Genomic DNA, 25949 nt, shown 5'->3' on the forward strand with positions numbered 1-25949 from the left:
GACTTGTCTTCACATGCATCTTGGCGGCGATCTTTGTTGCAGGGCAACCTGCTTTCGGCGGACATGTCACATGTTTGACTACCCTGCACGTCCTGCTTTGGACATTCAGGACGTTTCGCCTTGAAAAAAATGTTTTCAAGGCTGCTTGAGCCATCAATCCCAAGACAGAGCAACCGGGACACGCCGCCCCGGTTTCCAATCAATCTGCCGAACGGCCTTCGGTATCGGACATGTCGAAGTTCAGATATTTGGCCACGGTCTGAACGTCCTTGTCTCCGCGACCACACATGTTCATGCAGATCAGATGATCTTTGGGCAATTCCGGTGCGATCTTCATCACATGGGCCAATGCGTGGCTTGGCTCGAGCGCCGGGATGATCCCCTCGGTTGCGCAGCACAGCTGGAACGCCTCGAGCGCTTCCTTGTCGGTGATCGAGACGTAATTCGCACGGCCAATTTCGTGCAGCCAGGAATGCTCGGGCCCGATGCCCGGATAGTCCAGCCCGGCCGAGATCGAATAACCTTCGAGAATCTGGCCATCGTCATCCTGCAACAGATAGGTCCGATTGCCATGCAGCACGCCCGGCCGACCGCCGGTCAGGGAAGCGCAGTGTTCCATTTTCTCGTTCACACCTTTTCCGCCCGCCTCGACGCCTATGATATTGACGTCCTTGTCGTCGAGGAACGGGTAGAACAGGCCCATCGCGTTCGAACCGCCGCCGATGGCCGCAATGATCGTATCGGGCAACCGGCCTTCGGCCTTCATCATCTGCTCTTTCGCTTCCTTGCCGATGATTGACTGGAAATCGCGGACCATTGCCGGATAGGGGTGCGGGCCAGCCACGGTGCCGATGCAGTAGAACGTGTCACGCACATTTGTCACCCAATCGCGCAATGCATCGTTCATCGCGTCCTTGAGCGTGCCACGACCCGAGGTCACAGGGATCACCTCGGCCCCCAGAAGACGCATGCGGAATACGTTCGGGGCCTGACGCTGTACGTCATGTGCGCCCATGTAGACGATGCATTTCAAGCCAAACTTGGCACACACGGTAGCGGTGGCCACGCCGTGTTGCCCTGCCCCGGTTTCAGCAATGATCCGGGTCTTGCCCATGCGCCGCGCCAGAATGATCTGGCCCAGCACGTTGTTGATCTTGTGTGCGCCGGTGTGGTTCAACTCGTCGCGTTTCAGATAGATCTTGGCGCCGCCCAGATGCTCGGTCAGGCGCTCGGCATGATACAGGGGCGACGGACGGCCCACATAGTTTGCCCACAAGTCATCCATCTCTGCCCAGAAGGTCGGATCATCCTTGGCCTTGTTGTATTCCTCTTCCAGCGACAGGATCAGCGGCATCAGTGTTTCACTGACAAAACGCCCGCCGAAGATGCCGAAACGTCCCTGTTCGTCAGGGCCGGACATGAAGGAATTGAAAAGATCGTTGGCCATGGGTGTCTCCCTCGTCGTATCTGTTGTTCATAGGTGGTGGCAGCGGGATTTGCCATGGGCAAAACGCATCATTCTGCCGCCTGCGTGGATTGACGCCAGACCTGTATCGCCTGCTCAGAGCTGGCGATATCGTTCCATGGGTAGTAGTGAAAACTGTGCATATCGGCCAAGCGGTCTGTTGCCAGCATACGCCATCCCTCCGTTTCGAGAGATACGCAGCAAGTTGTGTATCAGATCACCCAAGAGCGGTTGCAAAGTTGCGGATCAAGTCCGCATCTTTCACACCCGGCGCACTTTCAACACCGGACGAGACATCCACCTGACGGGCACCTGTCATCCGGACAGCTTCGGCAACATTCAGGGGTGTCAGGCCACCGGCCAGCATCCAAGGGCGCCGCCAGTATTTCCGCCCGGCCAGCAGCCGCCAATCAAAGGCCAACCCATTGCCGCCCGGCAATTCGGATTCTCTGGGCGGTTTTGCATCGATCAGCAGTTGATCGGCCACTTCCGAGTAAAGATCTATGGCCGCCAGATCCTCGGCCTCGGCCACACCGATGGCTTTCATCACCGGCAAACCAAATCGCTCGCGAATTTCGGAAACCCGTTCGGGCGATTCCCTGCCATGCAGTTGAAGCATATCAAGCGGTACAGTCGAAACGATCCCGTCCAATTCTTCGTCAGTGGCATTCACGACCAAAGCCACCTTGGCAACGCCAACTGGGACCAGATGCGCCAGCTCTACGGCACGGGAAACATCCAGATTGCGCGGCGATTTCGGGAAGAAAACAAACCCGACATAGCCTGCCCCGGCTTCCGCCGCTGCGCGCACGTGATCAGGTGCGGTCAGGCCGCAGATTTTGAACCGAACATCAGGCATAGCGATCAGGCTCAGCTCGCCTCATCCAGAAGGGCAAGAACGTCGTCCTTGCCTTCGTTTTGCTTTTTCTTGAGTTTCTTGACTTCGCGCTCAAGCTTGCGCACTTCGGTCTTCTTCACGGTCGCATCGCGGCGGTGCTTGTGTTCCCGCAGCCATTCCCACAGGAAGCCAATAACCAATCCTGCTGCCACACCGCCCAAAACCACCAGAAACAGCGGCAGTGACGCGCTGAGGTTAAAACCCAGAAGCTCGGCCAGAGCATCCGGCATCAGTTTCAGTTCAACAGACTGAACATTGGCAAGAGACACGGAAATCAGAACGATCCCGAGGGCCGCCAGAAAAGCATATCGAAGGTAACGCATCATGGTGTCAGGCTTTACCGTTCAATCGATCCCTGAGCAACTTCCCAGTTTTGAAAAACGGTACACATTTTTCTTCGACCTGCACCGTTTCGCCCGTGCGCGGGTTGCGCCCAACGCGTGCGTCGCGTTTTTTCACGGAAAAGGCACCAAAGCCCCGCAGTTCGACACGGTCACCGCGCGCCATGGCGTCCGTGACTTCTTCGAATACGGTGTTCACGATCCGCTCCACATCACGCTGATAGAGATGCGGGTTTTCGTCAGCGATTTTCTGAATCAATTCTGAACGGATCATGCGTGATACCCTCCCAGGCAGCCGGTGTGACAGGTCTACTGTTTTGACAGTATAGGAAAAAACCCGGAAGGGGGGAACGGATACTCTGAGTTTTGAGGCTTTATTTTGCCACATTCTCGCGCGAAATTTTACCTGTCAGGCCAATTTCCACACTTAATGCGCGAGCAATACCACGAACAAGCCGATGAATCGGAACATATTGATTCGCAACAAAAACGGCCCCGCGCGGGTGCGCGAGGCCGTAATTCTTGTTCGGGATTGCACCCGAGCTTAGTCGCCGGATTTCAGCGCTGCACCCAGGATATCGCCCAGCGATGCGCCCGAATCGGAGGAACCGTACTGCTCCACGGCCTCTTTCTCTTCGGCGATCTCGCGCGCCTTGATCGACAGGCCCAGACGACGGGTCTTGCTGTCGACGTTGGTGACGCGGACGTCGACCTTGTCACCGACCGAGAAACGCTCGGGGCGCTGTTCGGCACGGTCACGCGACAGGTCCGAACGACGGATGAACGACTTCATGCCTTCGTATTCGACCTCGATGCCGCCATCTTCGATCGCGGTGACTTCGACGGTGATGACCGAGCCACGCTTCACGCCGCCCACGGCTTCGGCGAACTTGTCACCGCCCAGGGCTTTGATCGACAGCGAGATACGCTCTTTTTCAACGTCAACTTCCGAGACGACCGCCTGAACGACGTCGCCCTTGCGGTAGTTCTGGATGGCATCCTCGCCACGCTCGTCCCAGGACAGGTCGGACAGGTGAACCATGCCGTCGATGTCGCCTTCGAGGCCGATGAACAGACCGAATTCGGTGATGTTCTTGACTTCGCCTTCGACCTCGGTGCCCTCGGGGTGTGTTTCTGCAAACACTTCCCATGGGTTGCGCTGAGTCTGCTTCAGGCCCAGAGACACACGACGCTTGGCGCCGTCGATTTCCAGAACCATGACGTCGACTTCCTGGCTGGTCGAAACGATCTTGCCGGGGTGGACGTTTTTCTTGGTCCAGGACATCTCGGACACGTGCACCAGACCTTCGACACCGGCTTCCAGCTCGACGAACGCGCCGTAGTCGGTGATGTTGGTGACGCGACCCTGATGGACCGAGCCCAGCGGGTACTTGGCCGCAACCAGATCCCACGGATCTTCCTGCAACTGCTTCATGCCCAGGCTGATGCGGTGGGTCTCTTTGTTGATCTTGATGACCTGAACCTTGATGGTTTCGCCGATCGACAGGATCTCGGATGGGTGGTTCACACGGCGCCATGCCATGTCGGTGACGTGCAGCAGGCCGTCAACGCCGCCCAGGTCAACAAATGCGCCGTATTCGGTGATGTTCTTGACGACACCCTCGACGGTCTGACCTTCGGACAGGTTGCCGATGACTTCCGCACGCTGTTCGGCACGCGATTCTTCCAGGATTGCGCGACGCGACACAACGATGTTGCCACGGCGACGGTCCATTTTCAGAATCTGGAACGGCTGCTTCAGACCCATCAGCGGGCCGGCGTCGCGCACGGGGCGCACGTCAACCTGGCTGCCGGGCAGGAATGCAACTGCGCCACCCAGATCAACGGTGAAACCACCTTTGACGCGACCAAAGATTGCACCTTCGACGCGCTGGTCGTCGGCATATGCTTTTTCCAGACGGTCCCATGCCTCTTCACGGCGGGCCATCTCGCGCGAGATGACGGCTTCGCCACGGGCGTTTTCTGCGGCGCGCAGGTATACTTCGACCTCGTCGCCAACAGCGATTTCAGGGGCTTCGCCGGGATTTGCGAATTCTTTCAGATCAACGCGGCCTTCCATTTTGTAGCCGACGTCGATGATGGCCTGGCCGGCTTCGATCGCCAGAACCTTGCCTTTGACAACAGAACCCTCTTCGGGCGTGTCCATTTCGAAGCTTTCATTCAGGAGGGCTTCGAATTCCTCCATGGATGCGTTAGCCATGTGGCGTTGTTTTCCTTTACAATACGTTTTTGCTGGCCGAGCGGTTGTCTCCGCCGGTCTTGTTTCATGATGTCTTCAGGCGTGATCCGGTGCGCCCCTGAGCAAACAAACACAAAGGGCCGAGGTAACCCGGCCCTGCTCAGAAACGTCATCCGGACGTTGACCGCCCGTGTATCGACAGCGCGTCGTATAGGCGGATTTCCCGGTATGTGCAAGGGCAAAGCCCATATTTTCAAGGTTTGGCGGCCCTGCGCCCAGGCGCGTTGCCGGTTTTGAAACTCCAAACCCCGGCATCGCGCCGCAGCATGGCCTGTTCGATTGCGTCCAATCGCATCAACGCTGCGGAAGGGTTGCGCGCGCACCCAGCCCGGTTCCAGATTTTCTGCGCAGAAACGGGGCTCCACGGCAAGCTTGCCGAGGCCAACCACTGGCGCAGCCCTGACGGCAGAGAGTCGTAAGCCTGCATAGGCGATGCCTTTCGTCTCCGACGTTTGAGGGTGCTCCGCAAGTTCCGCCCCCTTGTTTGCCCTTGTTTCTTCTGTTGTCGCAATACGGCCGCCTTTCGCAGTTTATATGTAATTACATTACACATCGACAAAGCAGGCGGAAGCAAAAAAGACGGGGAGTTTACGCCCCGCCTTTCCTGCAAACACTCTCTGCGCAACGGGCAGGAAGCATTCAGAACAGTTGCAGATCCTTTTTGCCGCTTTGAATTTCAGCAAAGTTCGGCATGTTCTCGATGACAACAGGGGCTGGCGCCGTGCCCGGCATCGCCACTGTCGGTTTCATTGCCGCGGCCATTCCAAAAGCAGGTTGCTCAAGCTCCCCCCGGATATCGCGCAACAGTGTTTTGTGATCCGGCATCGACTTGATGATTTTCGCCAGATCCATTTTCGCGTTCTTCATGCCCTGGAACCAGATCGGTTTCTTCAACGGTCGAAGTCGATCACGGATGCCTGAACCATAGCCGGTATCATAGACCTGTTTGCCCAACAGAACGGTTTGATAAACGCGGCTGTCAAACAATGTGGCGAACTCGATATCGTGGTCCATCGGCAGGCGATACTGCCACAATTCAAGATTTTCGGCCAACCGATCCGGTATCTTCATCTCGGTGCGCGCATCGATCCAGTATTGGTCATCGGTACGGTTGCCCAACCGATAGTGCAAACAGATGAATTCCAGAACCTCGTTATAGAGCTTGTCCATCTGCCGATTGTATCTGTCCCTCAGCGAAGGCTCGATGTCTCGCGTAGGCAAATGCTCGGCGAACCAGCGTATCGCATGGTCAATCATATGGATCGCCGTGCTTTCCAGCGGTTCAATGAACCCGCCGGACAGGCCTATGGCCACGCAATTCTTGACCCAGGCATTGCGCACGCGACCGACCCGCATCGGGATCACGCGCGGTGTCAAACCTTTGCCGCTGTCACCCAGCCATTCAAGGTATTCGTCCGCGGCCTGATCATCCGTGCGGTGTGCCGACGAATAGACATATCCTGTGCCCACGCGGTTAAAAAGCGGTACGCGCCATGTCCAACCTGCGCCCAAAGCAGTGGATCTTGTGGCGCTTTCGATCTTGTCAGGATCCGGATGTTCGATCTGCAACGCCATGGCTCGATCATTGGGCAAGTAGTCAGAGTAATCCAAAAATGGCTCACCGAGTGCCTTGTTGATGATCAGCCCGCGAAACCCGGTGCAATCCACGACCATCTCAATGTCATGGCGGCCTTTTGCCTCGAGCATGAGATGACTGACATTGCCCTGTTCATCCAACTCAACCGTTTGCACCTCATCCCGGATATGCTCCACTCCGCGCTTCGTGCAGACCCTGGTCAGCATGCCTGCAAACTTTACGGCATCCAGGTGATAGGCATACCCAAACCGTTGCTCGAATTCCGGCTGGCCCAACGGACGCGCGCCTTTGCACAAACGGGCCAGATCATCATGCGGTGATATGGACTGCGTGAAATCCCTGTCGCCATTGCCGAAGCGCAGGTAATACTCGGCGGCCTCCAGCCCCTCAAGCATCTGGCCGTGCGCAAAGGGATTCATGTAATCGATGCGATTGCCCTTGGCGTCATTGTTCCAGTTGCAGAATTTCACGCCCAGCTTGAAGGACGCGTTGGTCTCGCGGAAGAAACTCCGCTCTGAAATGCCCGCCTGACGCAGCGTGACAGGCATGCGCGGAACCGTAGCTTCACCCACCCCCACGGTCGAGATGTTCGGGCTTTCGATCAGGCATATTTTCGGTCGATCCTTGGGCGCTGACGTGCGGGAAAATACCATGTCCAGGATCAGCGCGGTCATCCATCCAGCCGTACCGCCACCCACGATGGTGATTTTGTTCAAACGATTGTTCATGTAGTTTTGTCCCTGTTGGCTTGGGAGTTTTTTGCTGCGCCCCCGTTTTATGTGCGGGTTGTGTCGCAGCTTTCCCTTTTCGCTGGGAAGAAACTATAACAGCTTTCCCGAATCCATCTAGGGCCTATGACGAACCGGACTGAAGACCCGGCCGTGCAACGACGGCCAGTCCGCTGGCGTCACGCCAATCCCAGATTCACGGTGCCGCTCAGATCTCTTCGCCTTTCTTCAGCAGCTCTTCAATCAGCTCTCGTTGCAGATCGGTGCTGTCGCCGCCTCCGAACTCTGCCGCGCCGCCGGAATACAGGGTGCCATATGTCCTGGCGATGTTCACAGTCTGGGCCAGCCCCGAGATCAACTGGTCTTTTTCCAACAGGGACAACGGGTGGATAAACGCAGCCCACAAGGTGCCATTGGCGATCGCGTATCGGGCATCCAGCGTGCTGTCGAAATTGGCCTGCATCATTCGGATCAAGTCTTCCTCCGACAGCGCCTCGGCGCTGCGGATCGGGACCATGGCCCGCATCCGATCCGCATTGGTGTCGGTGATGACCAAGACCTGCACCCCTGCAATCGTCAATTGAAACCCGGGGCCGCTCGGCTCTGCTTCGGGGTCAAGCGCAAAAAGAATGTTGCCCAGCCGTTCGTAGGTCATCGGCGGCTCAGCTTCGGGTGGGCTTTGCACGGGCTCTTGCGCGGCAAGGCTTCGGGCAATGAAAACAAGAATGAGGGCTAATCGGATCATGATGACACTCCTGCGGGCATTCTTTCAGCATAGGTGTGAAAACCCGCACTGACCAAACAAAGCTTGGTGAATGCGCCTTCCCTCAATTCAGATACTTGTACGATCTGCAATATCTGATGGCCTATCTGCGATTACACGTCCAACTTTCATCCCCTAACTATGTTTCACCGGTCGACGATCCGATCGACCCGAACCCAGAACCAAAAGGAAACGTGTAATGAAAACCATCGTCTTCACCGCCCTGGCAGCTGCTATCGCCCTGTCCACTCCGGCTTTTGCCGCCGACGAAATCAACGTGTCGAACGGCATCTCGGCCGCAGGCGCCCCGCTTGCCGCACATGGGGTCGATCTGGTTGCATTGGTCAATGATGGCAACCCGGTCGAAGGCTTCGCCACCCACTCGGCGACCTATGATGGCGCATCCTATTACTTCACCACCGCCGCCAACCTCGAAGCGTTCGAGGCGAACCCGGCGGCCTACCTGCCGCAGCATGGTGGGTTCTGCTCGTTCGGGGTGTCAGTCGGCAAGAAGTTCGACGGAGACCCGGATCAGTACCTGGTAGCAGATGGAAAACTGTACCTGTTCCTGAACGCCGAAACCCGCGCGGCCTTCCTGAAGGACGTTCCCGCCACCGCAAAAACGGCGGATGAACAGTGGGCAAACATCAAAAGCATCGCCGTAGGCGAGCTGTAAACTCCGCCCCCCTGCCTGCGACGTCAGCGCGTCGCGGGCAGTTTCGCGCTTATGATTTCAAGCGCTTTGGCCAATGCAGCCTCGATGCTGAGGTCTGTTGTATCCAGTTGCACTGCATCCTCAGCTGGCTTCATCGGCGCAGCGCTGCGCTCTGCGTCCCGCGCATCCCGCTCTTTGACATCTGCCAGAACCTGTTCGCGCGTCACGTCAGCCCCTTTTGCGCTAAGCTCCAGAAACCGGCGTTCGGCTCTTACCTCCGGGCTGGCCGTTACAAACAGCTTCACCTCGGCATTGGGACAAATCACCGTCCCGATGTCGCGCCCATCCAAGACCGCCCCGCCTGACCTTCGGGCAAAGGCGCGCTGAAAATCCACCAAGGCAGCGCGAACCTCGGGGATCACCGCCACTTTGGAGGCGGCCTGCGCGATTTCAGCCGTGCGCAAATCACCCTGCTCAAGCTCTTCGGCGGTCAGGGCCTGCGCAGCTTCAAGCGCACCAAACCCTTCGAGGGTACGCCGCCCGACGGCGCGATACAGCAAGCCGGTGTCCAGATGCGCAAACCCGAAATACGCCGCCACGGCTTTGGAGATCGTGCCCTTGCCCGCAGCCGCAGGTCCGTCAATCGCGACAGTGAAGCTCACCTGCGCTCTACCTTTGCGCCCAGCGACGCCATCAACGGCTCAAAAATCGGGAAGGAGGTCGCGATCGGGCCACCATCATCCACGCTTACCGGGTTCATCGCGCCCATGCCCATCACCATGAAGGACATGGCAATGCGGTGATCCAGGAAGCTTTCGCACGTTCCGCCGCCCGGAACCTTGCCGATGCCCAACCCTTCGACCGACCACCAGTCGTCACCCTCGTTGACCGTGACGCCGTTGGCGCGCAGACCGCGTGCCATGGCGTCGATGCGGTCGCTTTCCTTCACTCGGAGTTCCTTCACTCCGCCCATCATCGTCGTGCCCATGGCGTTTGCGGCAACCACTGACAAAACGGGATATTCGTCGATCATCGAGGCCGCGCGTTCAGGCGGCACGTCAATGCCCTTCATGTTTGGCGAGTACTTCGCGCGCAGATCGGCAACCGGCTCGCCGCCCTCTTCGCGTTCGTTTTCATAGGTCAGGTCGGCACCCATCTCGCGCAGCGTCGTGAACAGGCCCGCGCGCGTGGGGTTCAGGCCGATACCCGGCACCAGAACGTCCGAACCGGGCGTGATCAGCGCCGCACAAACCGGGAAGGCCGCGCTGGACGGGTCGCGTGGAACGGCGATGACCTGCGGCTTCAATTCGGGGCGCCCCGTCAAAGTGATGACCCGGCCTTCATCGGTGTCTTCCACCGTGATTTCGGCACCGAACCCGGACAACATCCGCTCGGAATGATCGCGGGTCGCCTCTTTCTCGATAACCACGGTTTTACCGGGGGCATTCAGCCCCGCCAGCAGGACGGCGGATTTCACCTGGGCCGAGGGCACCGGAACTTCGTACCGGACCGGAGTCGGGTCTGCCGCACCGACGATCGTCATGGGCAAACGCCCCCCCGAGCGGCCCACGGCCCGCGCACCAAACAACGCAAGCGGATCCGTTACCCGCGCCATGGGACGCTTGTTCAGGCTGGCATCCCCAGTAAACGTTGCCACAATCGGCGAGGTCGCCATGGCACCCATGATCAGTCGCACCCCGGTGCCGGAATTGCCGCAGTCAATCACCTGATCCGGTTCGGCGAACCCGCCGACACCCACGCCGTGCACGGTCCATTCGCCGCCGCCATGATCTGTGACTTCTGCCCCGAATGCCCGCATTGCCTTTGCGGTGTCCAAGACGTCCTCACCTTCGAGCAATCCCGAGATCCTGGTCTCGCCCACGGCCATCGCACCAAGGATCAACGACCGGTGCGAAATCGACTTGTCGCCCGGCACCTCTGCCGTGCCGGTCAGCGGGCCGCAGGGATGCGAGGTCATCGGGATGGGCGTTCCGTGTCCGGACATGGGGGCTCCTTTTGCGCTATCAGTGCTCAAGCCGATTAGCGAATTGGCACCGGTTGGTCCAGCGGCAATCAGTCTTTGCGGCGGAAGGTCAGGTAATGGGGCGTGCGCCCTTCACGCAAGGCCTTCTGCTCGTAGCGTGTGGAAATCCAGTCTTCCCACGGCTCGCGCCAATCTGCGGGGCGTTCGGCCAGCCACTCGAACCCGGCGCGGGGGACTTCCTCCAGCGTCTGCCGCACATAGTCGGGGATGTCCGTGGCGACCCGGAAGATCGATCCGGGCTTCAGGACCTTCGCCAACGGTTCAAGATGTTCCGGTGTCACGAAACGGCGACGGTGATGCCGGGTTTTGGGCCACGGGTCAGGATACAGAAGGAAGGCGCGCGATATACTGGCCTCTGGCAGCACGTCGAACAGGTCACGGGCATCGCCGGGATGTACAGCAAGATTCTCAACCCCCGCCTGCCGGATTTTGCCCAGCAGCATGGCAACGCCGTTGATATAGGGCTCGGCCCCGATGATGCCGATGTCGGGGTTGCTTTGCGCCTGATGAACCAGATGTTCGCCACCGCCAAAGCCGACTTCCAGCCAGACCGGCTTGCTGCCGAACAACTTGTTCAGGTCCAACGGTCTGCGTTCAGGGTTTGTTTCCCAATCCACCGCGCCGGGCGACAAAGCCGCCAGATCTTCGTTCAGATAGGTCTTTTGGCTGGGCTTCAGGGTCTTGCCCTTAAAGCGGCCATAGAAGTTTCTGCGCGGGCGTTGTGGGGTCTCGGTGCTCATGGCGGTCGCCATACTGCGGGCCAGAGAACGTTGCAAGGGCGCGTGGTACACACGAGGAAAAAGCGCGCCCTGAAAGGCGCGCTTTGTGTTGTTCAGATCAGACTGCGGATTTCAACGCATCGACCAGATCGGTGCGTTCCCAGCTGAACCCACCATCATCGCTCGGCTGGCGACCAAAGTGGCCGTAAGCAGCAGTGCGCTGATAGATTGGCTTGTTCAGTTGCAGATGCTGGCGAATGCCGCGCGGCGTCAGATCCATGACCTCACCCACGGCTTTCTCGATAGCCGCATCCGCCAGTTGGCCGGTACCATGCGTGTCGGCATAGATCGACAGCGGCTTGGACACACCAATCGCATAGCTCAGCTGAATCGTGCAGCGCTCGGCCATGCCGGCCGCCACGACGTTTTTGGCCAGGTATCGTGCTGCGTAAGCTGCCGAACGGTCAACCTTGGTCGGGTCTTTGCCCGAGAACGCGCCGCCGCCATGCGGGGCCGCGCCGCCATAGGTGTCCACGATGATCTTGCGCCCGGTCAGGCCCGCGTCACCATCCGGTCCGCCAATAACGAACTTGCCGGTCGGGTTGACGTGCCATTCGGTTTCTGCCGACAGCCAGCCGTCGGGCAGGGTTTCACGGATGTAAGGTTCTACGATGGCGCGGATATCATCAGAAGACAGCGCTTCATCCAGATGCTGCGTAGACAGAACGATCGAGCTGACACCAACCGGTTTGCCATCCTGATAAACAACCGACAACTGCGACTTTGCATCGGGGCCCAAAGCAGGTTCGGTGCCGTTCTTGCGTACTTCCGCCAGACGCCGCAGGATCGCGTGCGAATACTGGATCGGTGCAGGCATCAGCGCCGGAGTTTCAGTCGTGGCATAACCAAACATGATGCCTTGGTCGCCGGCGCCTTCGTCCTTGTCATCCGCCGCATCAACGCCCTGGGCGATATGGGCGGATTGTTCGTGCAGCAGGTTGGTTACTTCGACGGTTTCGTGGTGAAACTTGTCCTGCTCGTAACCGATGTCTTTCACACAATCACGAGCGATCTGTTCGATGCGCCCCATGTAATCGTGCAGCTTGTCTTGATCAGACAGGCCTACTTCGCCACCGATCACAATCCGGTTGGTTGTTGCAAAGGTTTCGCAGGCCACACGGGCTTCTGGTTCTTCGTTGAGAAATGCATCAAGGACAGCATCCGAGATACGGTCGCAGACCTTGTCAGGATGCCCTTCGGAAACGGATTCCGAAGTAAATGTATAGTTCTGTCGGGACATAAATGCGCTCCATTAGGGGTTTCTCCGCCACGCCAGGAAGCCGTTGTGACAGGTCACAGACGCATACGCGCGCTTCAAGATGGGGTCAATCTCTAATTATTTGGTCAGGCGGCGGATGTTGAACCACGCCAGTGCAGCAAGAAACAATAGCGCAGCAAGAACGGGGCTGTCCCCGATGCGGGAATAAACTGTTGGCCGTTGTGGCTGCGGCAGGATCGCATCCACGTATCCCGCCTTGCCCAAAGCCAATGAGGCCGTGATCTGACCCAGCGGGTCAATCATGGCCGATATGCCGGTATTGGCCGAACGGATCATCGGCAGACCCTGCTCAATCGCCCTCATCCGGGCCTGCGCCAGATGCTGAAACGGTCCGGAACGCGTTCCGAACCATGCGTCATTGGTGATCTGCAGCAGAAAGTCTGCCCGGCCCGGCGCACCGTTCACATCCTGCGGGAACACGGCTTCGTAACAGATCAGAGGCAACGCCTTTCCCAATTCGCCAAGGTCCAAAAGATCAGGCCCCGGCCCCGCGCTGAATCCATGCCCCGTCGTGGCCGCCATCCCATAAATCCCAAAACGGCCCATCAACTCGCCAAAAGGCACGTATTCCCCAAAAGGGGCCAGATGGTGTTTGTCATACAGACCGCCCTGCTGCCCGGCTTCATCCAGATAGACCATCGAGTTGAAGATCCTCGGGCCGTCTCCGCGCTGGATCCCCAAAACCACGGGCGTCCCCTGAGCGGCATCCGCGATGGCCGTCAAATACGGTTGTGCGCTGCCCAGCCAGGCTGGAACTGAGGTCTCGGGCCAGACGATCAGGTCCGGTCCGGGCAAAGCGGCTGAATACTCAATCTGGCGGGCGAAAAACAAGGGCGCAAAAGCCGGGTCCCACTTTTGATGCTGCGGCGCGTTGGGCTGAACAACACGAACTGTGTGCGGGCTGTCCTGAACCGTTGGCCGCATCGACCCATAGCCAATCGCCAGCACCGCCGCCGCAACCGCAAATCCCAGCGGCCGGACCAATGCACGCACGCGTCTTTCCTGAACCAGTGCCGCCCCTATCGGAAACGCCACGGCAAATGTCAGCGCATTCAAGCCATATGGCCCCACCAGAGACAGCACTTGCGCCACGGGCGTATTCACCCAGATTTGCGCCACTCCGCCCCAGGGGAATCCGGTCAGCACATATCCCCGTGCCAGTTCGGCCAGCGACAGCGTTGCGATCAGCAAAACGCCTTGCTGCATGGCGGTCGCGCCAACATGCCGCGCCAGTCGAAACGCAACCGCCCAGAACAGGGCGAGCCCGCCGGCCATGAACACCAGCGCGAACGGTGCCATCCAGGCGTGGCGCTCTGCGTCCACCTGAAAGGGCTCGATGATCCAGCTGAGTGCATGTGCAAAATAGCCGGTGGCGAAGAACCAGCCGATCAACCCCGCGCGAGCGCGGGTTTCACTGGCAAGGAAAACCGGAACGATCAAAATCAGCGCAAGAACCGTAGCGCCCCAATACCCATGCGGCGCCTGGCCAAAAGCGCCGACGGCGCCCAGTGCGGTGGCGGCAAAAAATCTCAACGATGACGGCCAGCCCCGGACAGGCGTCATGCAGCCACGTCCGGCAGCATGACGCGCAACCGTTTGATGCGCCGCGGGTCGGCTTCGATCACTTCGAATTCCGGTCCTTCCGGATGGATCACGACCTCACCCCGCGCCGGAACACGCCCGGACAGCATGAACACAAGCCCCCCCAGCGTGTCGATGTCTTCTTCATCCACATCCTCGTGGCTGGTCAGGGATCTGCCGATCTCGGCCTCGAAGTCCTCAAGCGGCACACGTGCCTGCACAACGTAACAGCCCGGCTTTTCCTGCACCCAGAGCTGATCTTCGTCTGCATCGTGTTCGTCCGCGATTTCACCCACGACCTGTTCTATCAGGTCTTCGATCGTCAGCAGCCCGTCGACTCCGCCATACTCATCAATCACCAACGCCATATGGCGACGTTCGGTCTGCATCTTGGTCAGCAGGACCCCGATCGGCATTGAAGGCGGCACGAACAAAAGCGTGCGCAACATGGATTTCAGGTCAAACTTGTCCGCACCGCCATTGAAACCATGGGTCAGTGCGAAATCCTTGAGGTGAACGAAGCCCAACGGCGTATCCAGCGTTCCTTCATAGACCGGGATTCTGGACAACCCACTGTCCCGGAACACGTCGGCCAGTTCATCCTTGGTGATGGTAGAAGGAACCGCGATGATCTCGGCCGTGGGAATGGCCACGTCTTCGACGCGCATCCGGCGCAAGTTCATCATCCCATGAGGCCGAGCGGCCGCTGCGCTCTGCCCATTCATCACCGGGTTTTGAGGAGTCTCCTGACCCGAAAACGCATCGAAAATTCGGGAAATAAACCCGCTTTTCTCTTCTGTATCATTGCCGCTGTCCTGAGGTTGCGCGCTTTGCGCTGCCCCAGAACTGCCGTCTGTTTCGCCCATTACCTTTTTCCAACTGATCGGGTCACATGACCCACTTTATACCTTATATGGGTCATCTATACCCAACTTGCCAAGTATCTCGACCTCAATCCCTTCCATCAAAGCGGCATCGGGGTCACGAATGTGATCATATCCCAGCAAATGCAACGTTCCGTGAACAAGCAAATGAATGACGTGATCGTCAATGTCCTTGCCTGCCTCATCGGCCTCTCGCGCACATGTGTCGAAGGAAATCGCAATATCGCCCAAAGGAATTTCACCGGTGAAATCCGGCTTTGGCGGATGCGGCGCTTGCCCGGCTTCGTCCGGGGCCAAATCTTCTGCCGGCCAGCTCAGAACGTTGGTGGCGGTAGGTTTGCCGCGAAACTCGGCGTTCAGTTCCGAAATGCGCGCGTCATCGCATCCCAGAACGCTGACCTCGCAACACTCCGGGTCCAGTTCCGCATGGGACAGGACGGCGGATATCGCCTGCCGCGACAAAGCTTCAAGCCCTTGCCACCGGTCGTCTTCGACAGTGAGTTCCAGATTCATCTTATCGCACAACAGCCCTGTGAATGAGCCTTGCAATCAACTGGTTTCGCGGCCCGCATCCGCCTCATACGCCTCGATGATCGCGGCCACAAGCGGGTGGCGAACCACGTCTTTGGACGTGAAATAGTTGAAGCTGATATTGGGAATCGTTTTCAACAGTCTTTCCGCATCCTGAAGCCCGGACTGAACGCCGCGTGGCAAATCGACCTGAGACCTGTCGCCGGTGATTACCATGCGGCTGCCCTCGCCCAGACGAGTCAGGAACATCTTCATCTGCATGGTCGTGGCGTTCTGTGCTTCGTCCAGCACCACGAACGCATTGGCCAACGTGCGTCCACGCATGAACGCCAGCGGCGCTATTTCGATTCGCTTTTCCTCGATCAGCTTGGCCAGTTGCTTGCCGGGCAGAAAATCATTCAGCGCGTCGTACAGCGGCTGCATGTAGGGATCGACCTTGTCTTTCATGTCACCGGGCAGATAGCCCAGTTTTTCCCCCGCCTCGACCGCCGGGCGGCTGAGGATGATTCGATCCACATGTCCGCCAATGAACATCGACACGCCCACGGCGACAGCCAGATAGGTTTTCCCCGTGCCGGCAGGTCCGATGCCAAATGCAAGCTCGTTTTGAAACAGTGACTGCACATAAGCCTTCTGGGCGTCCGTGCGCGGTTCGACCAGTTTCTTGCGGGTTTTGATCTCGACTGAACCGCCCTTGAACATTTCCAGCTGATCGCCGTCTCGGCTGCCGGTCCCCTGTTCCGAACCACCCATCCGCAGTTCCCGGTCCACGTCCGCGGCCTCGACCTCACGCCCGCCTTCCAGCCGCGTGTAAAGCGATTGCAGCACCTCGATAGCCTGCTTCTGAGCGTCCTCATCGCCCATCACGACAAGCTGATTGCCGCGGCGTACGATCTGGACGGAAAGCTTGCTTTCGATGTCGGTCAGATTGCGGTCGTATTCGCCACACAGGTCAATCAACAATCGGTTGTCGGGAAACTCTACAAACGCCTCGCGTTGGGGCATTTCATCTTGCGGTGGGGTCAGGGCACCGATGGCCAATCCGTTCTCCTGTCTTGGCGGTTCACCCCGAGCGTAGCCAACAAATCTCGGTGGGCGCAAGCCACAGTTTCAAAAATAAGCCCACGGATGACAAAAGCGCCGATCACAGTAAAGAAAAATGCATGTCAGACGGACATCAGAAAGTATAGTTCAGCCCGAATCTCAAACCGCCGTATTTCGGTGTCGACTTCGTGGAAAAGCCCGAACCGAATTGAATGTCTTCGGATTTGAACTGGACGTATTCGTATTCGCCGGTGACTGACCAATTGTCGGTCAGCTTGTGTTCGGCACCGATGCTTGCGGTGTATCCGCCCCGCCTGTCCGACGCCGAAAAGCTCTGTACCGAAGTTCCCGATGTGATGCTGTTGGTCGTTTCAACATCGCCCCACAGGTACCCGACGCTGAAAAAGTAGAGAACCCGACCGTTTCGGCTTGTCAGGCCGCTTCGATATTTGAGGGACAAAACGTCAGATATCTCGGCCCCACCCTCGACGTTAGACCCGCCGATCTGCGCCCGTACACTGTCATCCAAGGATCCGAAATCATAACTGACTTCAAAACCATAGACGAAATCACGCCCCCACCTGGAAGGCAGAACACCGCGCCAACCACCGCGAAAGCCACCATAAGTTCCGGACACTTTGAGGTCGCCGACATCAAACAGCCCGGCGGGCGTTCTCAGACCAAATCGATCGTCCCTGCCCGAACCGTAGCCACCAGAAATCCCCAGGTAAAATGCACTGACGTCACTGCTGAATTTCTTGGGGCTAATTACAACTGGATCGGTTGTTTTGCCTTTCAAATCCCCGGCAATCGTCGCGCTGGCAAGTAGAGTGACCGCGGAAGCCAGGGGCAAGGTTTTCACCAGGCTCAAGGCCCTGAAGCTCTTCAAGATTGACACTCGTACCTCCATCACTCCGACCTTCGGATCGGCGTATAATCGTTTTTTAGACGCAAAAACTGGCGCCCCAAAAAACATGGCTCCTCTCGGAACATAGTTCCAAGCAATAAATCAAGGGTAAATTTTGGAAACAAACACCAACTATGGTGCCTGAACGGCGGAATCTCACCGTCTCAGAGCAGTTCGCCCGCCAAAGAGTTGGCGCCTGACTCGGTGATCCGGACCTCTTTCAGATCACCAACGGCAATCTCGGGGCCTTTTACGTGAACCGAGTGAAGATACTCGGATTTTCCGACCATTTGACCAGGCAGACGGCCCGGTTTTTCGAACAAGACGCGGACTGTACGGCCAACCATACCGTCCTGAATTTCCCTTTGATGACGGGTGATAAGGGCCTGAAGACGCTGCAACCGATCATCCGCCTCAGCCGGATCAACCTGAGCCCGCTCGGCCGCAGGTGTTCCCGGGCGTGTGGAGTATTTGAAGGAATAGGCGTAGCCGTATTTGACCTCTTCAACCAAATCCATCGTTGCCTGAAAATCCTCTTCGGTTTCTTCGGGGAAGCCGACGATGAAATCCCCCGACATCACGATATCCGGGCGTGCCGCACGAATGCGCTCGATCAGGCGCAGATAGCTTTCTGCCGTGTGGCTGCGATTCATTCGCTTGAGGATACGGTCCGAGCCCGACTGAACCGGCAGGTGCAGATACGGCATCAGCTTGTCACAGGTGCCATGCGCCTCGATCAGGTCATCGGCCATGTCATTGGGGTGGGACGTGGTGAAACGGATACGTTCCAGCCCGTCAACCTTGTTCAGTTCCCAGATCAACCCGGCCAGGGTCATATCTCCGTCGGGTCCGGCCCCGTGGTAGGCGTTGACGTTCTGACCCAACAGCGTGATCTCGCGCACGCCGCGTTCAACCAGATCATGGGCTTCGCGGATGATGCGATCCGCCGGACGGCTGACTTCGGCCCCACGTGTATAAGGCACGACGCAGAAGGCGCAGAACTTGTCGCAGCCTTCCTGAACCGTCAGAAACGCCGTCGGGCCGCGTTTGGCCTTGGGACGGTTCTTCAGCTTTTCGAACTTGTCTTCTTCTGGGAAATCAGTGTCCAGCGCCTTTTCGCCCGCTCGGGTCTTGGCCTCCATCTCGGGCAGACGGTGATAGCTTTGCGGGCCAACGACCAGATCGACCAGCGGCTGGCGGCGCATGATTTCTTCACCTTCGGCCTGCGCAACACATCCCGCCACACCGATTTTCAGGTCAGGCTTTTCGGCCTTCAGCCCCTTGAAGCGACCGAGTTCCGAATACACTTTCTCAGCCGCTTTTTCGCGGATGTGACAGGTGTTCAGCAGAATCATGTCGGCATCGTCAGGCGTTTTGGTTTCGACATAGCCCTGCCCGCCCAGCGCCTCGGACATGCGTTCGCTGTCATAGACATTCATCTGACAGCCATAAGTCTTGATAAACAGCTTTTTCGGTTCGGACATGGGACGGGCCTTTGCATTCGCTGGATCGGCGTCATCTATACACTTCGAACGCCGCTTGCAATGCGGGCGCAATTACCCGAATTTGGCAGGACTTTCCAGAAAGGCCGGACCAAAAAGCACCCGATGACGTACGATTCCCTCGACCATTTCCTGAAATCGGGACAGGCCGCACTGGCCAAAGGCCCCGTAGCATTGATTTTTGCCGAGGACGAAGTGGAGCTGGCCAGCACGCTGCACCATCATCTGAGGCTGGGCTTCAAATCCGTCATCGTCTTTGCACCGGACGAGTTTCACCTGACAGAAGACCTGTCCGCCAAGGTGCATCGGGTCAATTTGAAGTGTTTTCCCCGGCTGGTCGTCTTCGAAACCATAAACAGGATCATTCAGGCCGCACCCGGTATCTGGATGTATTATTGCTACAACGCCGAATACCTGTTTTTTCCCTACTGCGAAACGCGCAGCGTGGGCGAGATGCTTGTCTTTCACAGTGAAGAGCGTCGCAATGCGATGCTCAGCTATGTCATCGACCTGTACGCACAGGATCTGATCGCACATCCCAACGGCGTGGCCCCCGATCAGGCCATGTTCGACAGCGCTGGGTATTATGCCCATACCCGCCACGACCCAAGCGGCCAACCGCTGGACCGTCAGGTGGATCTTTCAGGCGGGTTGCGGTGGCGGTTCGAGGACCACATTCCCTACGAACGTCGCAGGATCGACCGTATCGCAGTGTTCAAGGCGCAAAAGCACCTGGTGCTGAGGCCCGACCACACCTTCAACGAACCGGAATACAATACCTATTCCTGTCCCTGGCATCACAACCTGACGGCCGCCATTTGTTCCTTCCGGGCCGCGAAAGCGCTGAAATCCAATGCAGGGTCAACATTTGACATCCGAAGCTTTCGCTGGCGCAACTCGGTACCGTTTGAATGGCAGTCCCGCCAGTTGCTGGATCTCGGACTGATCGAATCAGGACAGTGGTTCTGAGCCGGCCTGGCGCTGCAACAAAATCGGAAACCAATCCTCGCGCAGGCGCTGCCCCGGCGTCATGTCATGACCGGGAAACGGGGGCGAGGTTCGGCCGGGGCGCTCTACATACCGGGCATCGTCGCCAACCAGCCGCAAGGAAAAGGCGCGGCGACGGCTGTCTGACTGGTTTCCGCGCGCGCCGTGCAGCGTGCGATAGTTGAATGCAACGGCATCGCCGGGCTCCATCTCGAATTCGATGACCTTCATACCTTCGGCATCCGGATCCGGCACGGGGATGTACTGACCTTCATCCGGGAAAAAGCCGTCCTCGGAAACCCAGCGGGTCGGCAGAACCTCTTTCTTCCAACGGTGTGACCCGGCAACACAACGCAGCGTGGCCTGCCTGACCGGATCAAGCGGAGACCAGAAGCTGATCGTCTGCTGACCCTCGACGAAATAATAGGGACCGTCCTGATGCCATGGTGTCGCCATCGACGTACCGGGTTCCTTGACCAGCACGTGATCGTGAAACATCTGAACGCGTTTCGATTGCATCAGATCCGCGGCGACCTCGGCTGCGGGAGATGTCTCAATCACTTCGCGGAACTGTGGAATCCGGGTCCAGTTGCAATAATCATCAAAGAAACGACCTGTTTCACCGGCCTTCTTGTTTTCGGACGCATACGGACCGGGATCGGCCATATTCGCAGCCACCCCGTCCCGCAACTGATCCACGTGATCGGCAAACAGCCCTTTGACCAGTACGACGCCATCCGCCTGATAAGTGTCGATCATCTGCTGAGAAACAAGAGGGTGTGGCATCGGAAGCTCCTGAAGTTTTTTTTGTTTTTGCCCGCAACAGTGTATTCTGTTCAAATCATATCTTTCGAAGTTATTATTAATCTCATGTTATATATTTCGCTGCGCCAATATGAATATGTCTGTGCAGTCGGGCGTCACGGCAGTTTGTCGGCGGCGGCCCAACATCTCAACGTTTCACAACCGGCCTTGTCTACTGCGCTGACGCGCGTTGAAGCCCATTTGGGGTATCCGCTGTTCGTCCGCCGGCGTGGGGCGGCCATGGCACTGACACCTCAGGGGCGTACGTTCATAGATCATGCCGAGGTCCTGCTGAAAAATGCCGCCCGAATCGAGGCGTCCGATACCTCCGTACCGGAAACAACCAAACTGAGATTGGGCTGCTTTACGGACCTGGCCCCCTTCCTGTTGGCTCCGGCCCTGCAACTTCTTCGCGACACATTCGCCGATATCAACCTTACGTATGTGGCCGGGTCCTTCGAAGGGCTGCTGAATGGATTGATGGATGGCCAGATTGACATCGCAATCACATACGACCTGACCATGGATGCGGGGTTCGCCCGTACAAAGCTGTTCGACAGCAGACCAAAGGCCTTGATGTCCCCGGATCATCCGTTGGCGGCAACCACAGAAGTCACCCTTGCAGCGCTGGAAGGTTATCCGCTGATTCTGTCTTCGGAAGGATTGTCCGCTCAACACATTCTCGGCCTGTTCCGCCAACACGGGCTGCGCCCTACCGTCGCGCACCGGGCCGCATCCCTTGAGATTCAACGCAGCCTTGCGGCTCATGGTGAGGGAATCGGGATCAGCTATGCCAGCCCACCCAGCAGCTTCAGTTATGACAACAAGCATCTGGTCAGCGTGCCGATTGCCAATCCGGACACAGCAGAATCCGTCGTTCTGGCACGGCACGGAACGGGACCCTCTGACACGGTCATAGAAAAGACAGAACGCGTTTTGGTGGCCGGGCTGACAGGCGTTTAAGGTCTTTTACTTCTTGCGCAAGCGAATGACGACATCGACAGACGCGATTTCGACACCTTCCGGCGCCTCGGGAAGACGCTGAATGACCAACTGATCCGATGGCGCATCACTTAGCCTTGCGTCGTCTTCCCAATAAAAATGGGGATGATCATGCGTGTTCGTGTCGAAATAGCTTTTGGATCCGTCCACTGTGATTTCTTGCAGCACACCTGCATCGCAAAAAGCACGCAGAGTGTTGTAGACCGTTGCCAGAGACACGGCATCACCATTCGCCTTTGCCGATTCAAAAAGGCTTTCTGCGGTGACATGGCGATGGCGGCCGTCGCCCACCAGAAGCTCGGCCAGCGCCACGCGCTGACGCGTCGGTCGCAAGCCGGCATTCACCAGCCAACCCGTTGCGATTTCGCGGCTCTGAGGTGTCATCGATCCGATACCCATTATTGCTGCCTTTATATATAGGGGCGCATCACCGGCAATTACAAATGAAATTCATTCGCAGGATAAGAACCAACACAACATGATGTGGCGCACCGCTCTTGCAGGACCTTGCAAACGGGTGCTAGACGAGGCCAGATATAAAGACAGACCCCCGGCAGGAAAGGCGGCAGAATGGCCCAGTTCCCAAGCAGTTTTGACAAAGATGATCTGCTGAAATGCGCTCGCGGCGAGTTATTTGGCCCCGGCAACGCACAATTGCCCGCCCCACCGATGCTGATGATGGACCGGATCACCGACATCTCTGCCGATGGCGGCCTGCACGGCAAAGGCCATGTGCTGGCCGAATTCGACATCACACCCGACCTTTGGTTCTTTGAATGCCACTTCCCGGGCAACCCGATCATGCCGGGCTGTCTGGGGCTGGACGGGCTTTGGCAGCTGACCGGTTTCAACCTTGGCTGGCGTGGATGGCAGGGGCGCGGCATGGCCGTCGGCGTCGGCGAAGTAAAGCTGACCGGCATGGTGCGCCCGGACCGCAAGATGCTGACGTACAAAATCGATTTCAAAAAAGCGATTCAAACGCGTCGCCTGACAATGGGTGTGGCAGATGGCATTGTCGAAGCCGATGGCGAGATGATTTATGATGTCAAGGACATGAAGGTCGTTCTTTCCGAGGCCTGAGCCCGAACGGTCTGAAACAAGGAGTGCGCACATGCGTCGAGTAGTCGTCACCGGTCTGGGGGTTGTATCCTCGATCGGGAACAATGCCGAAGAAGTTCTGACCTCGCTCAAAGCAGGTAAATCCGGGATCGTGGCAAGCGAGCAGATGGCGGAACATGGTTTTCGCAGCCAGATCGCGGGTACGCTCAAGATCGACGTGGCCCAGCATGTGGACAAGCGTACACTGCGCTTCATGGGTCCCGGGGCCGCCTATGCACATATCGCCATGAGCCAGGCGATTGCCGATTCCGGGCTGACCGAAGACCAGATCGTCAATCCCCGCACCGGACTGGTTGCGGGCTCTGGCGGACCATCGACCAGCGCCATGCTGACGGCGCATCAGACCGTTCTGAAGACGGGCGCGACCAAACGGATCGGGCCATTTGCCGTGCCGAAATGCATGTGCTCGACGATCTCGGCCAATCTGGCGACCGCGTTCAAGATCAAGGGCATCAATTATTCGATCACGTCCGCCTGCTCGACTTCGCTGCATTGCATCGGCAACGCGGCCGAACAGATCATGCTGGGCAAGCAGGATGTGATGTTCGCCGGCGGCGGCGAGGAACTGGACTGGACCCTGTCCTGCCTGTTCGACGCAATGGGCGCGATGTCGTCGAAATACAATGACACACCCGACAAAGCCTCGCGCGCGTTCGACGAAAACCGCGACGGTTTCGTGATCTCGGGCGGCGGCGGAATCGTTGTTCTGGAAGAGCTGGACCACGCCCTGGCCCGCGGCGCCAAAATTTATGCTGAAGTTACGGGTTATGCCGCAACTTCAGACGGCCACGACATGGTTGCCCCTTCAGGTGAGGGCGGCGAGCGCGCGATGCGTCTTGCGCTGGATACCGTGCCCGAGGGGCGCAAGGTTGGCTATATCAATGCCCACGGCACCTCGACCCCCGTCGGCGATGTGGGTGAGGTCGAGGCCGTGCGCCGCATCTTTGGCGAAGGCAATGTGCCCCCCATCTCGTCGACCAAGTCTATGACAGGCCACGCTCAGGGCGCGGCTGGCGCGCTCGAGACGATTTTCTGCCTGCTGATGCTGGACAATGATTTCATTGCGCCATCCATCAATGTCGAAACGCTTGCCGAAGGCATTCAGCCCGGTGAAATTGCAACTCAAGTGGTTGAAAATGCAGGACTGGACAGTGTCATGACCAACAGCTTCGGCTTTGGCGGCACGAACGGATCCATGGTTCTGTCAAGGTATAACGGGTGAAAGTAATGTCGGATCTTCTCAAAGGTAAACGCGGCCTGATCATGGGCGTGGCCAATGACCGCTCGATTGCGTGGGGCATTGCCAAGGCCATGCACGAGGCTGGCGCCGAACTGGCATTCACCTATCAGGGCGAGGCATTCGGAAAGCGGCTGGAGCCGCTGGCTCAGAGCCTGGGCAGCGATTTCATGGTCGATGCGGATGTCACCGACGACGAGTCGCTGGATCGCGCTTTTGGCGAGCTGGCCGAACGCTGGCCAACCATAGACTTCCTGGTCCATGCGATCGCCTATTCGGACAAGTCCGAGCTGACAGGTCGGTTCCTGAATACCACACGAGCAAATTTCAAACATTCGATGGATGTCTCGGCCTATTCCTTCATCGAGGTCGCGCGCCGCGCCTATCCGTTGATGAAAGACAATGGCGGGTCTCTGCTGACCCTGACTTATCAGGGCTCCAACCGGGTTGTACCCAACTACAACGTGATGGGTGTCGCAAAGGCTGCGCTGGAATCAGCAACGCGCTATCTGGCCAACGATCTTGGCCCCGATGGCATCCGCGTGAACGCGATTTCCCCAGGGCCGATGAGAACCCTTGCCGGTGCAGCCATCGGCGGCGCCCGCAAGACCTACAAATTCTGCGATCAGAATGCACCGATGCGCTCTAACGCCACACTTGAAGCTGTCGGCGGTACGGCTGTGTACCTGACGTCAGATGCAGGTGCCTGCACGTCGGGTGAGATCATCCGCGTTGACGGTGGTTTCCACGTACTGGGCATGCCACAGCCCGAAGCCATGTGACCATATCTTTCCCTGCCGCTGCCCAGATTTTACCATCATTGCGCGGCAGGTAATCGATATGAGCAAACTTGACCAAATCATTGCAAACAATGCACGCGCGACGCAAAGCCGGCGAAAGCCCGGCTTTCTCAGCCAACGGGCCAGGGTGCTATTGCTTACGTTGACTTCACTGTTGCTGGTGTTTGTCTTCTTTACGCAGCCACAGGTGCGGGCCGCGATTCACGCTCTGATAGGGTGAGATCCGGGCCGGACGTCCGGCCCGAAACATGTCTCAGTTGACTGAAACGACTTCGATCTCGAAAATCAGATCCTGCCCTGCCAGCGGGTGATTTGCATCCAGGGTAACGGTGTCTTCGTTTGCATCCACGACCGTTACAGGCACGGCCTGACCTTCTGGCGTTTGCATCTGCAACTGTGTCCCGGGATCCAGGGGGATGTCGTCTGGAATGCCTTCGCGGGGAATTTCCTGACGCATCGCAGGGTTGATCGGGCCGTAGGCGTCCGTGCAGGCAATCTCGACCCGCGTCTTGTCCCCGGTGGACAGACCCGGCATGGCACTGTCCAAACCTGGGATGATCTGGCCCGACCCGACCACGAATTCCAGCGGATCACGCCCGTCCGAGCTGTCAAAGACTTTGCCGTCCAGCAACGTCCCGGTGTAGTGGATGCGAACCGTGTCGCCCTGTTTTATTTCAGTCATCGTGGCCTCCGGCCGTTCTAAGGGGTTAAGCAGCCAACCCTAGAGGTTGCCACAATGTTG

The 25949-nt window shown here is 58.0% G+C and carries 27 protein-coding genes and 1 riboswitch; of the genes, 6 read left to right on the forward strand and 21 right to left on the reverse strand.

What is annotated here, in order from left to right:
- Positions 1 to 199: 199 nt before the first annotated feature.
- From trpB to AC2FF8_RS14460, 8 genes are all read right to left on the reverse strand, one after another.
- Complete coding sequence (trpB, locus tag AC2FF8_RS14425; RefSeq protein ID WP_170344927.1) at positions 200 to 1447, reverse strand: tryptophan synthase subunit beta; 1248 nt, start codon at positions 1445 to 1447, stop codon at positions 200 to 202.
- Between the two features lie 235 nt (positions 1448 to 1682).
- Entirely contained in the window at positions 1683 to 2324 is a 642-nt protein-coding gene (locus tag AC2FF8_RS14430) for a phosphoribosylanthranilate isomerase (protein ID WP_257600184.1), read from the reverse strand.
- Positions 2325 to 2335: 11 nt separating this feature from the next.
- Entirely contained in the window at positions 2336 to 2686 is a 351-nt protein-coding gene (locus AC2FF8_RS14435; RefSeq protein WP_170344925.1) for a lipopolysaccharide assembly protein LapA domain-containing protein, read from the reverse strand.
- Between the two features lie 7 nt (positions 2687 to 2693).
- Entirely contained in the window at positions 2694 to 2978 is a 285-nt protein-coding gene (ihfB, locus tag AC2FF8_RS14440) for an integration host factor subunit beta (RefSeq protein WP_050603110.1), read from the reverse strand.
- Positions 2979 to 3248: 270 nt separating this feature from the next.
- Complete coding sequence (rpsA, locus tag AC2FF8_RS14445) at positions 3249 to 4925, reverse strand: 30S ribosomal protein S1 (RefSeq protein ID WP_170344924.1); 1677 nt, start codon at positions 4923 to 4925, stop codon at positions 3249 to 3251.
- A gap of 232 nt (positions 4926 to 5157) precedes the next feature.
- Positions 5158 to 5475: a DUF6525 family protein gene (locus AC2FF8_RS14450; protein WP_496880011.1), complete on the reverse strand. Its 318-nt coding sequence runs from the start codon at positions 5473 to 5475 to the stop codon at positions 5158 to 5160.
- 128 nt (positions 5476 to 5603) lie between these two features.
- Complete coding sequence (locus AC2FF8_RS14455; protein WP_170344922.1) at positions 5604 to 7289, reverse strand: tryptophan halogenase family protein; 1686 nt, start codon at positions 7287 to 7289, stop codon at positions 5604 to 5606.
- A 208-nt stretch (positions 7290 to 7497) separates the two neighbouring features.
- Positions 7498 to 8034, reverse strand: a complete 537-nt coding sequence (locus AC2FF8_RS14460; protein ID WP_170344921.1) for a hypothetical protein — start codon at positions 8032 to 8034, stop codon at positions 7498 to 7500.
- A gap of 217 nt (positions 8035 to 8251) precedes the next feature.
- Between AC2FF8_RS14460 and AC2FF8_RS14465 the strand changes: the two genes are divergently transcribed.
- On the forward strand, positions 8252 to 8728 hold the full coding sequence (locus AC2FF8_RS14465; protein ID WP_171726659.1) for a YHS domain-containing (seleno)protein: 477 nt from the start codon (positions 8252 to 8254) through the stop codon (positions 8726 to 8728).
- Positions 8729 to 8751: 23 nt separating this feature from the next.
- Here AC2FF8_RS14465 and cmk read toward each other — a convergent pair whose 3' ends face one another.
- From cmk to miaB, 10 genes are all read right to left on the reverse strand, one after another.
- Complete coding sequence (gene cmk, locus AC2FF8_RS14470) at positions 8752 to 9369, reverse strand: (d)CMP kinase (protein WP_496880012.1); 618 nt, start codon at positions 9367 to 9369, stop codon at positions 8752 to 8754.
- The gene (aroA, locus tag AC2FF8_RS14475; protein ID WP_496880013.1) at positions 9366 to 10712 is read right to left on the reverse strand and encodes a 3-phosphoshikimate 1-carboxyvinyltransferase; all 1347 of its coding nucleotides are present in this window, start codon (positions 10710 to 10712) and stop codon (positions 9366 to 9368) included. Before aroA ends, cmk begins: the two co-directional genes overlap by 4 nt.
- A 68-nt stretch (positions 10713 to 10780) precedes the next feature.
- On the reverse strand, positions 10781 to 11491 hold the full coding sequence (trmB, locus tag AC2FF8_RS14480) for a tRNA (guanosine(46)-N7)-methyltransferase TrmB (protein ID WP_496880014.1): 711 nt from the start codon (positions 11489 to 11491) through the stop codon (positions 10781 to 10783).
- Positions 11492 to 11588: 97 nt separating this feature from the next.
- A complete protein-coding gene (gene metK, locus AC2FF8_RS14485; protein WP_496880015.1) occupies positions 11589 to 12770 on the reverse strand; it encodes a methionine adenosyltransferase in 1182 nt (393 codons plus the stop codon).
- A gap of 5 nt (positions 12771 to 12775) precedes the next feature.
- Positions 12776 to 12825, reverse strand: a riboswitch (SAM-SAH riboswitch).
- Between the two features lie 41 nt (positions 12826 to 12866).
- The gene (gene lnt, locus AC2FF8_RS14490; RefSeq protein WP_496880016.1) at positions 12867 to 14372 is read right to left on the reverse strand and encodes an apolipoprotein N-acyltransferase; all 1506 of its coding nucleotides are present in this window, start codon (positions 14370 to 14372) and stop codon (positions 12867 to 12869) included.
- Positions 14369 to 15256, reverse strand: coding sequence for a hemolysin family protein (locus tag AC2FF8_RS14495; RefSeq protein ID WP_257600179.1), 888 nt, complete (start codon positions 15254 to 15256; stop codon positions 14369 to 14371). Before AC2FF8_RS14495 ends, lnt begins: the two co-directional genes overlap by 4 nt.
- Before the next feature lie 36 nt (positions 15257 to 15292).
- Positions 15293 to 15787 (reverse strand): rRNA maturation RNase YbeY, encoded by a 495-nt coding sequence (gene ybeY / locus AC2FF8_RS14500; protein WP_480685325.1) that lies wholly within the window; start codon positions 15785 to 15787, stop codon positions 15293 to 15295.
- A 36-nt stretch (positions 15788 to 15823) separates the two neighbouring features.
- Entirely contained in the window at positions 15824 to 16846 is a 1023-nt protein-coding gene (locus AC2FF8_RS14505; protein WP_170344912.1) for a PhoH family protein, read from the reverse strand.
- A gap of 136 nt (positions 16847 to 16982) precedes the next feature.
- Positions 16983 to 17711 (reverse strand): outer membrane protein, encoded by a 729-nt coding sequence (locus tag AC2FF8_RS14510; protein ID WP_496880057.1) that lies wholly within the window; start codon positions 17709 to 17711, stop codon positions 16983 to 16985.
- Positions 17712 to 17920: 209 nt separating this feature from the next.
- A complete protein-coding gene (miaB, locus tag AC2FF8_RS14515; protein WP_496880017.1) occupies positions 17921 to 19240 on the reverse strand; it encodes a tRNA (N6-isopentenyl adenosine(37)-C2)-methylthiotransferase MiaB in 1320 nt (439 codons plus the stop codon).
- 123 nt (positions 19241 to 19363) lie between these two features.
- Between miaB and AC2FF8_RS14520 the strand changes: the two genes are divergently transcribed.
- Complete coding sequence (locus tag AC2FF8_RS14520) at positions 19364 to 20227, forward strand: hypothetical protein (protein WP_496880018.1); 864 nt, start codon at positions 19364 to 19366, stop codon at positions 20225 to 20227.
- Here AC2FF8_RS14520 and AC2FF8_RS14525 read toward each other — a convergent pair.
- Positions 20210 to 21031 carry a phytanoyl-CoA dioxygenase family protein gene (locus tag AC2FF8_RS14525; protein ID WP_496880019.1) on the reverse strand — a complete coding sequence of 274 codons (822 nt, stop codon included), beginning with the start codon at positions 21029 to 21031 and terminating at the stop codon, positions 20210 to 20212. The two genes, AC2FF8_RS14520 and AC2FF8_RS14525, sit on opposite strands and share 18 nt — an antisense overlap.
- An 84-nt stretch (positions 21032 to 21115) precedes the next feature.
- On the opposite strand from AC2FF8_RS14525, the gene AC2FF8_RS14530 reads away from it, so the two are divergent.
- On the forward strand, positions 21116 to 22012 hold the full coding sequence (locus tag AC2FF8_RS14530) for a LysR family transcriptional regulator (RefSeq protein WP_170344908.1): 897 nt from the start codon (positions 21116 to 21118) through the stop codon (positions 22010 to 22012).
- A gap of 6 nt (positions 22013 to 22018) precedes the next feature.
- On the opposite strand, the gene irrA is transcribed toward AC2FF8_RS14530, so the two are convergent.
- Positions 22019 to 22435 (reverse strand): iron response transcriptional regulator IrrA, encoded by a 417-nt coding sequence (irrA, locus tag AC2FF8_RS14535; protein ID WP_170344907.1) that lies wholly within the window; start codon positions 22433 to 22435, stop codon positions 22019 to 22021.
- Positions 22436 to 22621: 186 nt separating this feature from the next.
- On the opposite strand from irrA, the gene fabA reads away from it, so the two are divergent.
- The 3 genes from fabA to AC2FF8_RS14550 are packed head-to-tail and all read left to right on the forward strand — an operon-like array spanning position 22622 to position 25189.
- Positions 22622 to 23131 (forward strand): bifunctional 3-hydroxydecanoyl-ACP dehydratase/trans-2-decenoyl-ACP isomerase, encoded by a 510-nt coding sequence (fabA, locus tag AC2FF8_RS14540; protein ID WP_152457158.1) that lies wholly within the window; start codon positions 22622 to 22624, stop codon positions 23129 to 23131.
- 31 nt (positions 23132 to 23162) lie between these two features.
- Positions 23163 to 24392 (forward strand): beta-ketoacyl-ACP synthase I, encoded by a 1230-nt coding sequence (gene fabB, locus AC2FF8_RS14545; RefSeq protein WP_170344906.1) that lies wholly within the window; start codon positions 23163 to 23165, stop codon positions 24390 to 24392.
- Positions 24393 to 24397: 5 nt separating this feature from the next.
- Complete coding sequence (locus tag AC2FF8_RS14550) at positions 24398 to 25189, forward strand: enoyl-ACP reductase FabI (protein ID WP_170344905.1); 792 nt, start codon at positions 24398 to 24400, stop codon at positions 25187 to 25189.
- Positions 25190 to 25460: 271 nt separating this feature from the next.
- Here AC2FF8_RS14550 and AC2FF8_RS14555 read toward each other — a convergent pair whose 3' ends face one another.
- Positions 25461 to 25889 carry an FKBP-type peptidyl-prolyl cis-trans isomerase gene (locus tag AC2FF8_RS14555; protein WP_496880020.1) on the reverse strand — a complete coding sequence of 143 codons (429 nt, stop codon included), beginning with the start codon at positions 25887 to 25889 and terminating at the stop codon, positions 25461 to 25463.
- Positions 25890 to 25949: the final 60 nt, after the last annotated feature.

The organism is Ruegeria sp. YTSA144, from assembly GCF_059610125.1.

What these genes read in the sequence shown, in the direction of transcription:
- rpsA (WP_170344924.1), bottom strand. Translation starts at nt 4,925, where the DNA reads ATGGCTAACGCATCCATGGAGGAATTCGAAGCCCTCCTGAATGAAAGC.
- AC2FF8_RS14550 (WP_170344905.1), top strand. Translation starts at nt 24,398, where the DNA reads ATGTCGGATCTTCTCAAAGGTAAACGCGGCCTGATCATGGGCGTGGCC.
- fabB (WP_170344906.1), top strand. Translation starts at nt 23,163, where the DNA reads ATGCGTCGAGTAGTCGTCACCGGTCTGGGGGTTGTATCCTCGATCGGG.
- AC2FF8_RS14435 (WP_170344925.1), bottom strand. Translation starts at nt 2,686, where the DNA reads ATGCGTTACCTTCGATATGCTTTTCTGGCGGCCCTCGGGATCGTTCTG.
- metK (WP_496880015.1), bottom strand. Translation starts at nt 12,770, where the DNA reads ATGTCCCGACAGAACTATACATTTACTTCGGAATCCGTTTCCGAAGGG.
- AC2FF8_RS14460 (WP_170344921.1), bottom strand. Translation starts at nt 8,034, where the DNA reads ATGATCCGATTAGCCCTCATTCTTGTTTTCATTGCCCGAAGCCTTGCC.
- trmB (WP_496880014.1), bottom strand. Translation starts at nt 11,491, where the DNA reads ATGAGCACCGAGACCCCACAACGCCCGCGCAGAAACTTCTATGGCCGC.
- AC2FF8_RS14555 (WP_496880020.1), bottom strand. Translation starts at nt 25,889, where the DNA reads ATGACTGAAATAAAACAGGGCGACACGGTTCGCATCCACTACACCGGG.
- trpB (WP_170344927.1), bottom strand. Translation starts at nt 1,447, where the DNA reads ATGGCCAACGATCTTTTCAATTCCTTCATGTCCGGCCCTGACGAACAG.
- AC2FF8_RS14525 (WP_496880019.1), bottom strand. Translation starts at nt 21,031, where the DNA reads ATGCCACACCCTCTTGTTTCTCAGCAGATGATCGACACTTATCAGGCG.
- lnt (WP_496880016.1), bottom strand. Translation starts at nt 14,372, where the DNA reads ATGACGCCTGTCCGGGGCTGGCCGTCATCGTTGAGATTTTTTGCCGCC.
- AC2FF8_RS14465 (WP_171726659.1), top strand. Translation starts at nt 8,252, where the DNA reads ATGAAAACCATCGTCTTCACCGCCCTGGCAGCTGCTATCGCCCTGTCC.
- ihfB (WP_050603110.1), bottom strand. Translation starts at nt 2,978, where the DNA reads ATGATCCGTTCAGAATTGATTCAGAAAATCGCTGACGAAAACCCGCAT.
- fabA (WP_152457158.1), top strand. Translation starts at nt 22,622, where the DNA reads ATGGCCCAGTTCCCAAGCAGTTTTGACAAAGATGATCTGCTGAAATGC.
- AC2FF8_RS14530 (WP_170344908.1), top strand. Translation starts at nt 21,116, where the DNA reads ATGTTATATATTTCGCTGCGCCAATATGAATATGTCTGTGCAGTCGGG.
- AC2FF8_RS14455 (WP_170344922.1), bottom strand. Translation starts at nt 7,289, where the DNA reads ATGAACAATCGTTTGAACAAAATCACCATCGTGGGTGGCGGTACGGCT.
- irrA (WP_170344907.1), bottom strand. Translation starts at nt 22,435, where the DNA reads ATGACACCTCAGAGCCGCGAAATCGCAACGGGTTGGCTGGTGAATGCC.
- AC2FF8_RS14430 (WP_257600184.1), bottom strand. Translation starts at nt 2,324, where the DNA reads ATGCCTGATGTTCGGTTCAAAATCTGCGGCCTGACCGCACCTGATCAC.
- AC2FF8_RS14520 (WP_496880018.1), top strand. Translation starts at nt 19,364, where the DNA reads ATGACGTACGATTCCCTCGACCATTTCCTGAAATCGGGACAGGCCGCA.
- AC2FF8_RS14495 (WP_257600179.1), bottom strand. Translation starts at nt 15,256, where the DNA reads ATGGGCGAAACAGACGGCAGTTCTGGGGCAGCGCAAAGCGCGCAACCT.
- ybeY (WP_480685325.1), bottom strand. Translation starts at nt 15,787, where the DNA reads ATGAATCTGGAACTCACTGTCGAAGACGACCGGTGGCAAGGGCTTGAA.
- miaB (WP_496880017.1), bottom strand. Translation starts at nt 19,240, where the DNA reads ATGTCCGAACCGAAAAAGCTGTTTATCAAGACTTATGGCTGTCAGATG.
- aroA (WP_496880013.1), bottom strand. Translation starts at nt 10,712, where the DNA reads ATGTCCGGACACGGAACGCCCATCCCGATGACCTCGCATCCCTGCGGC.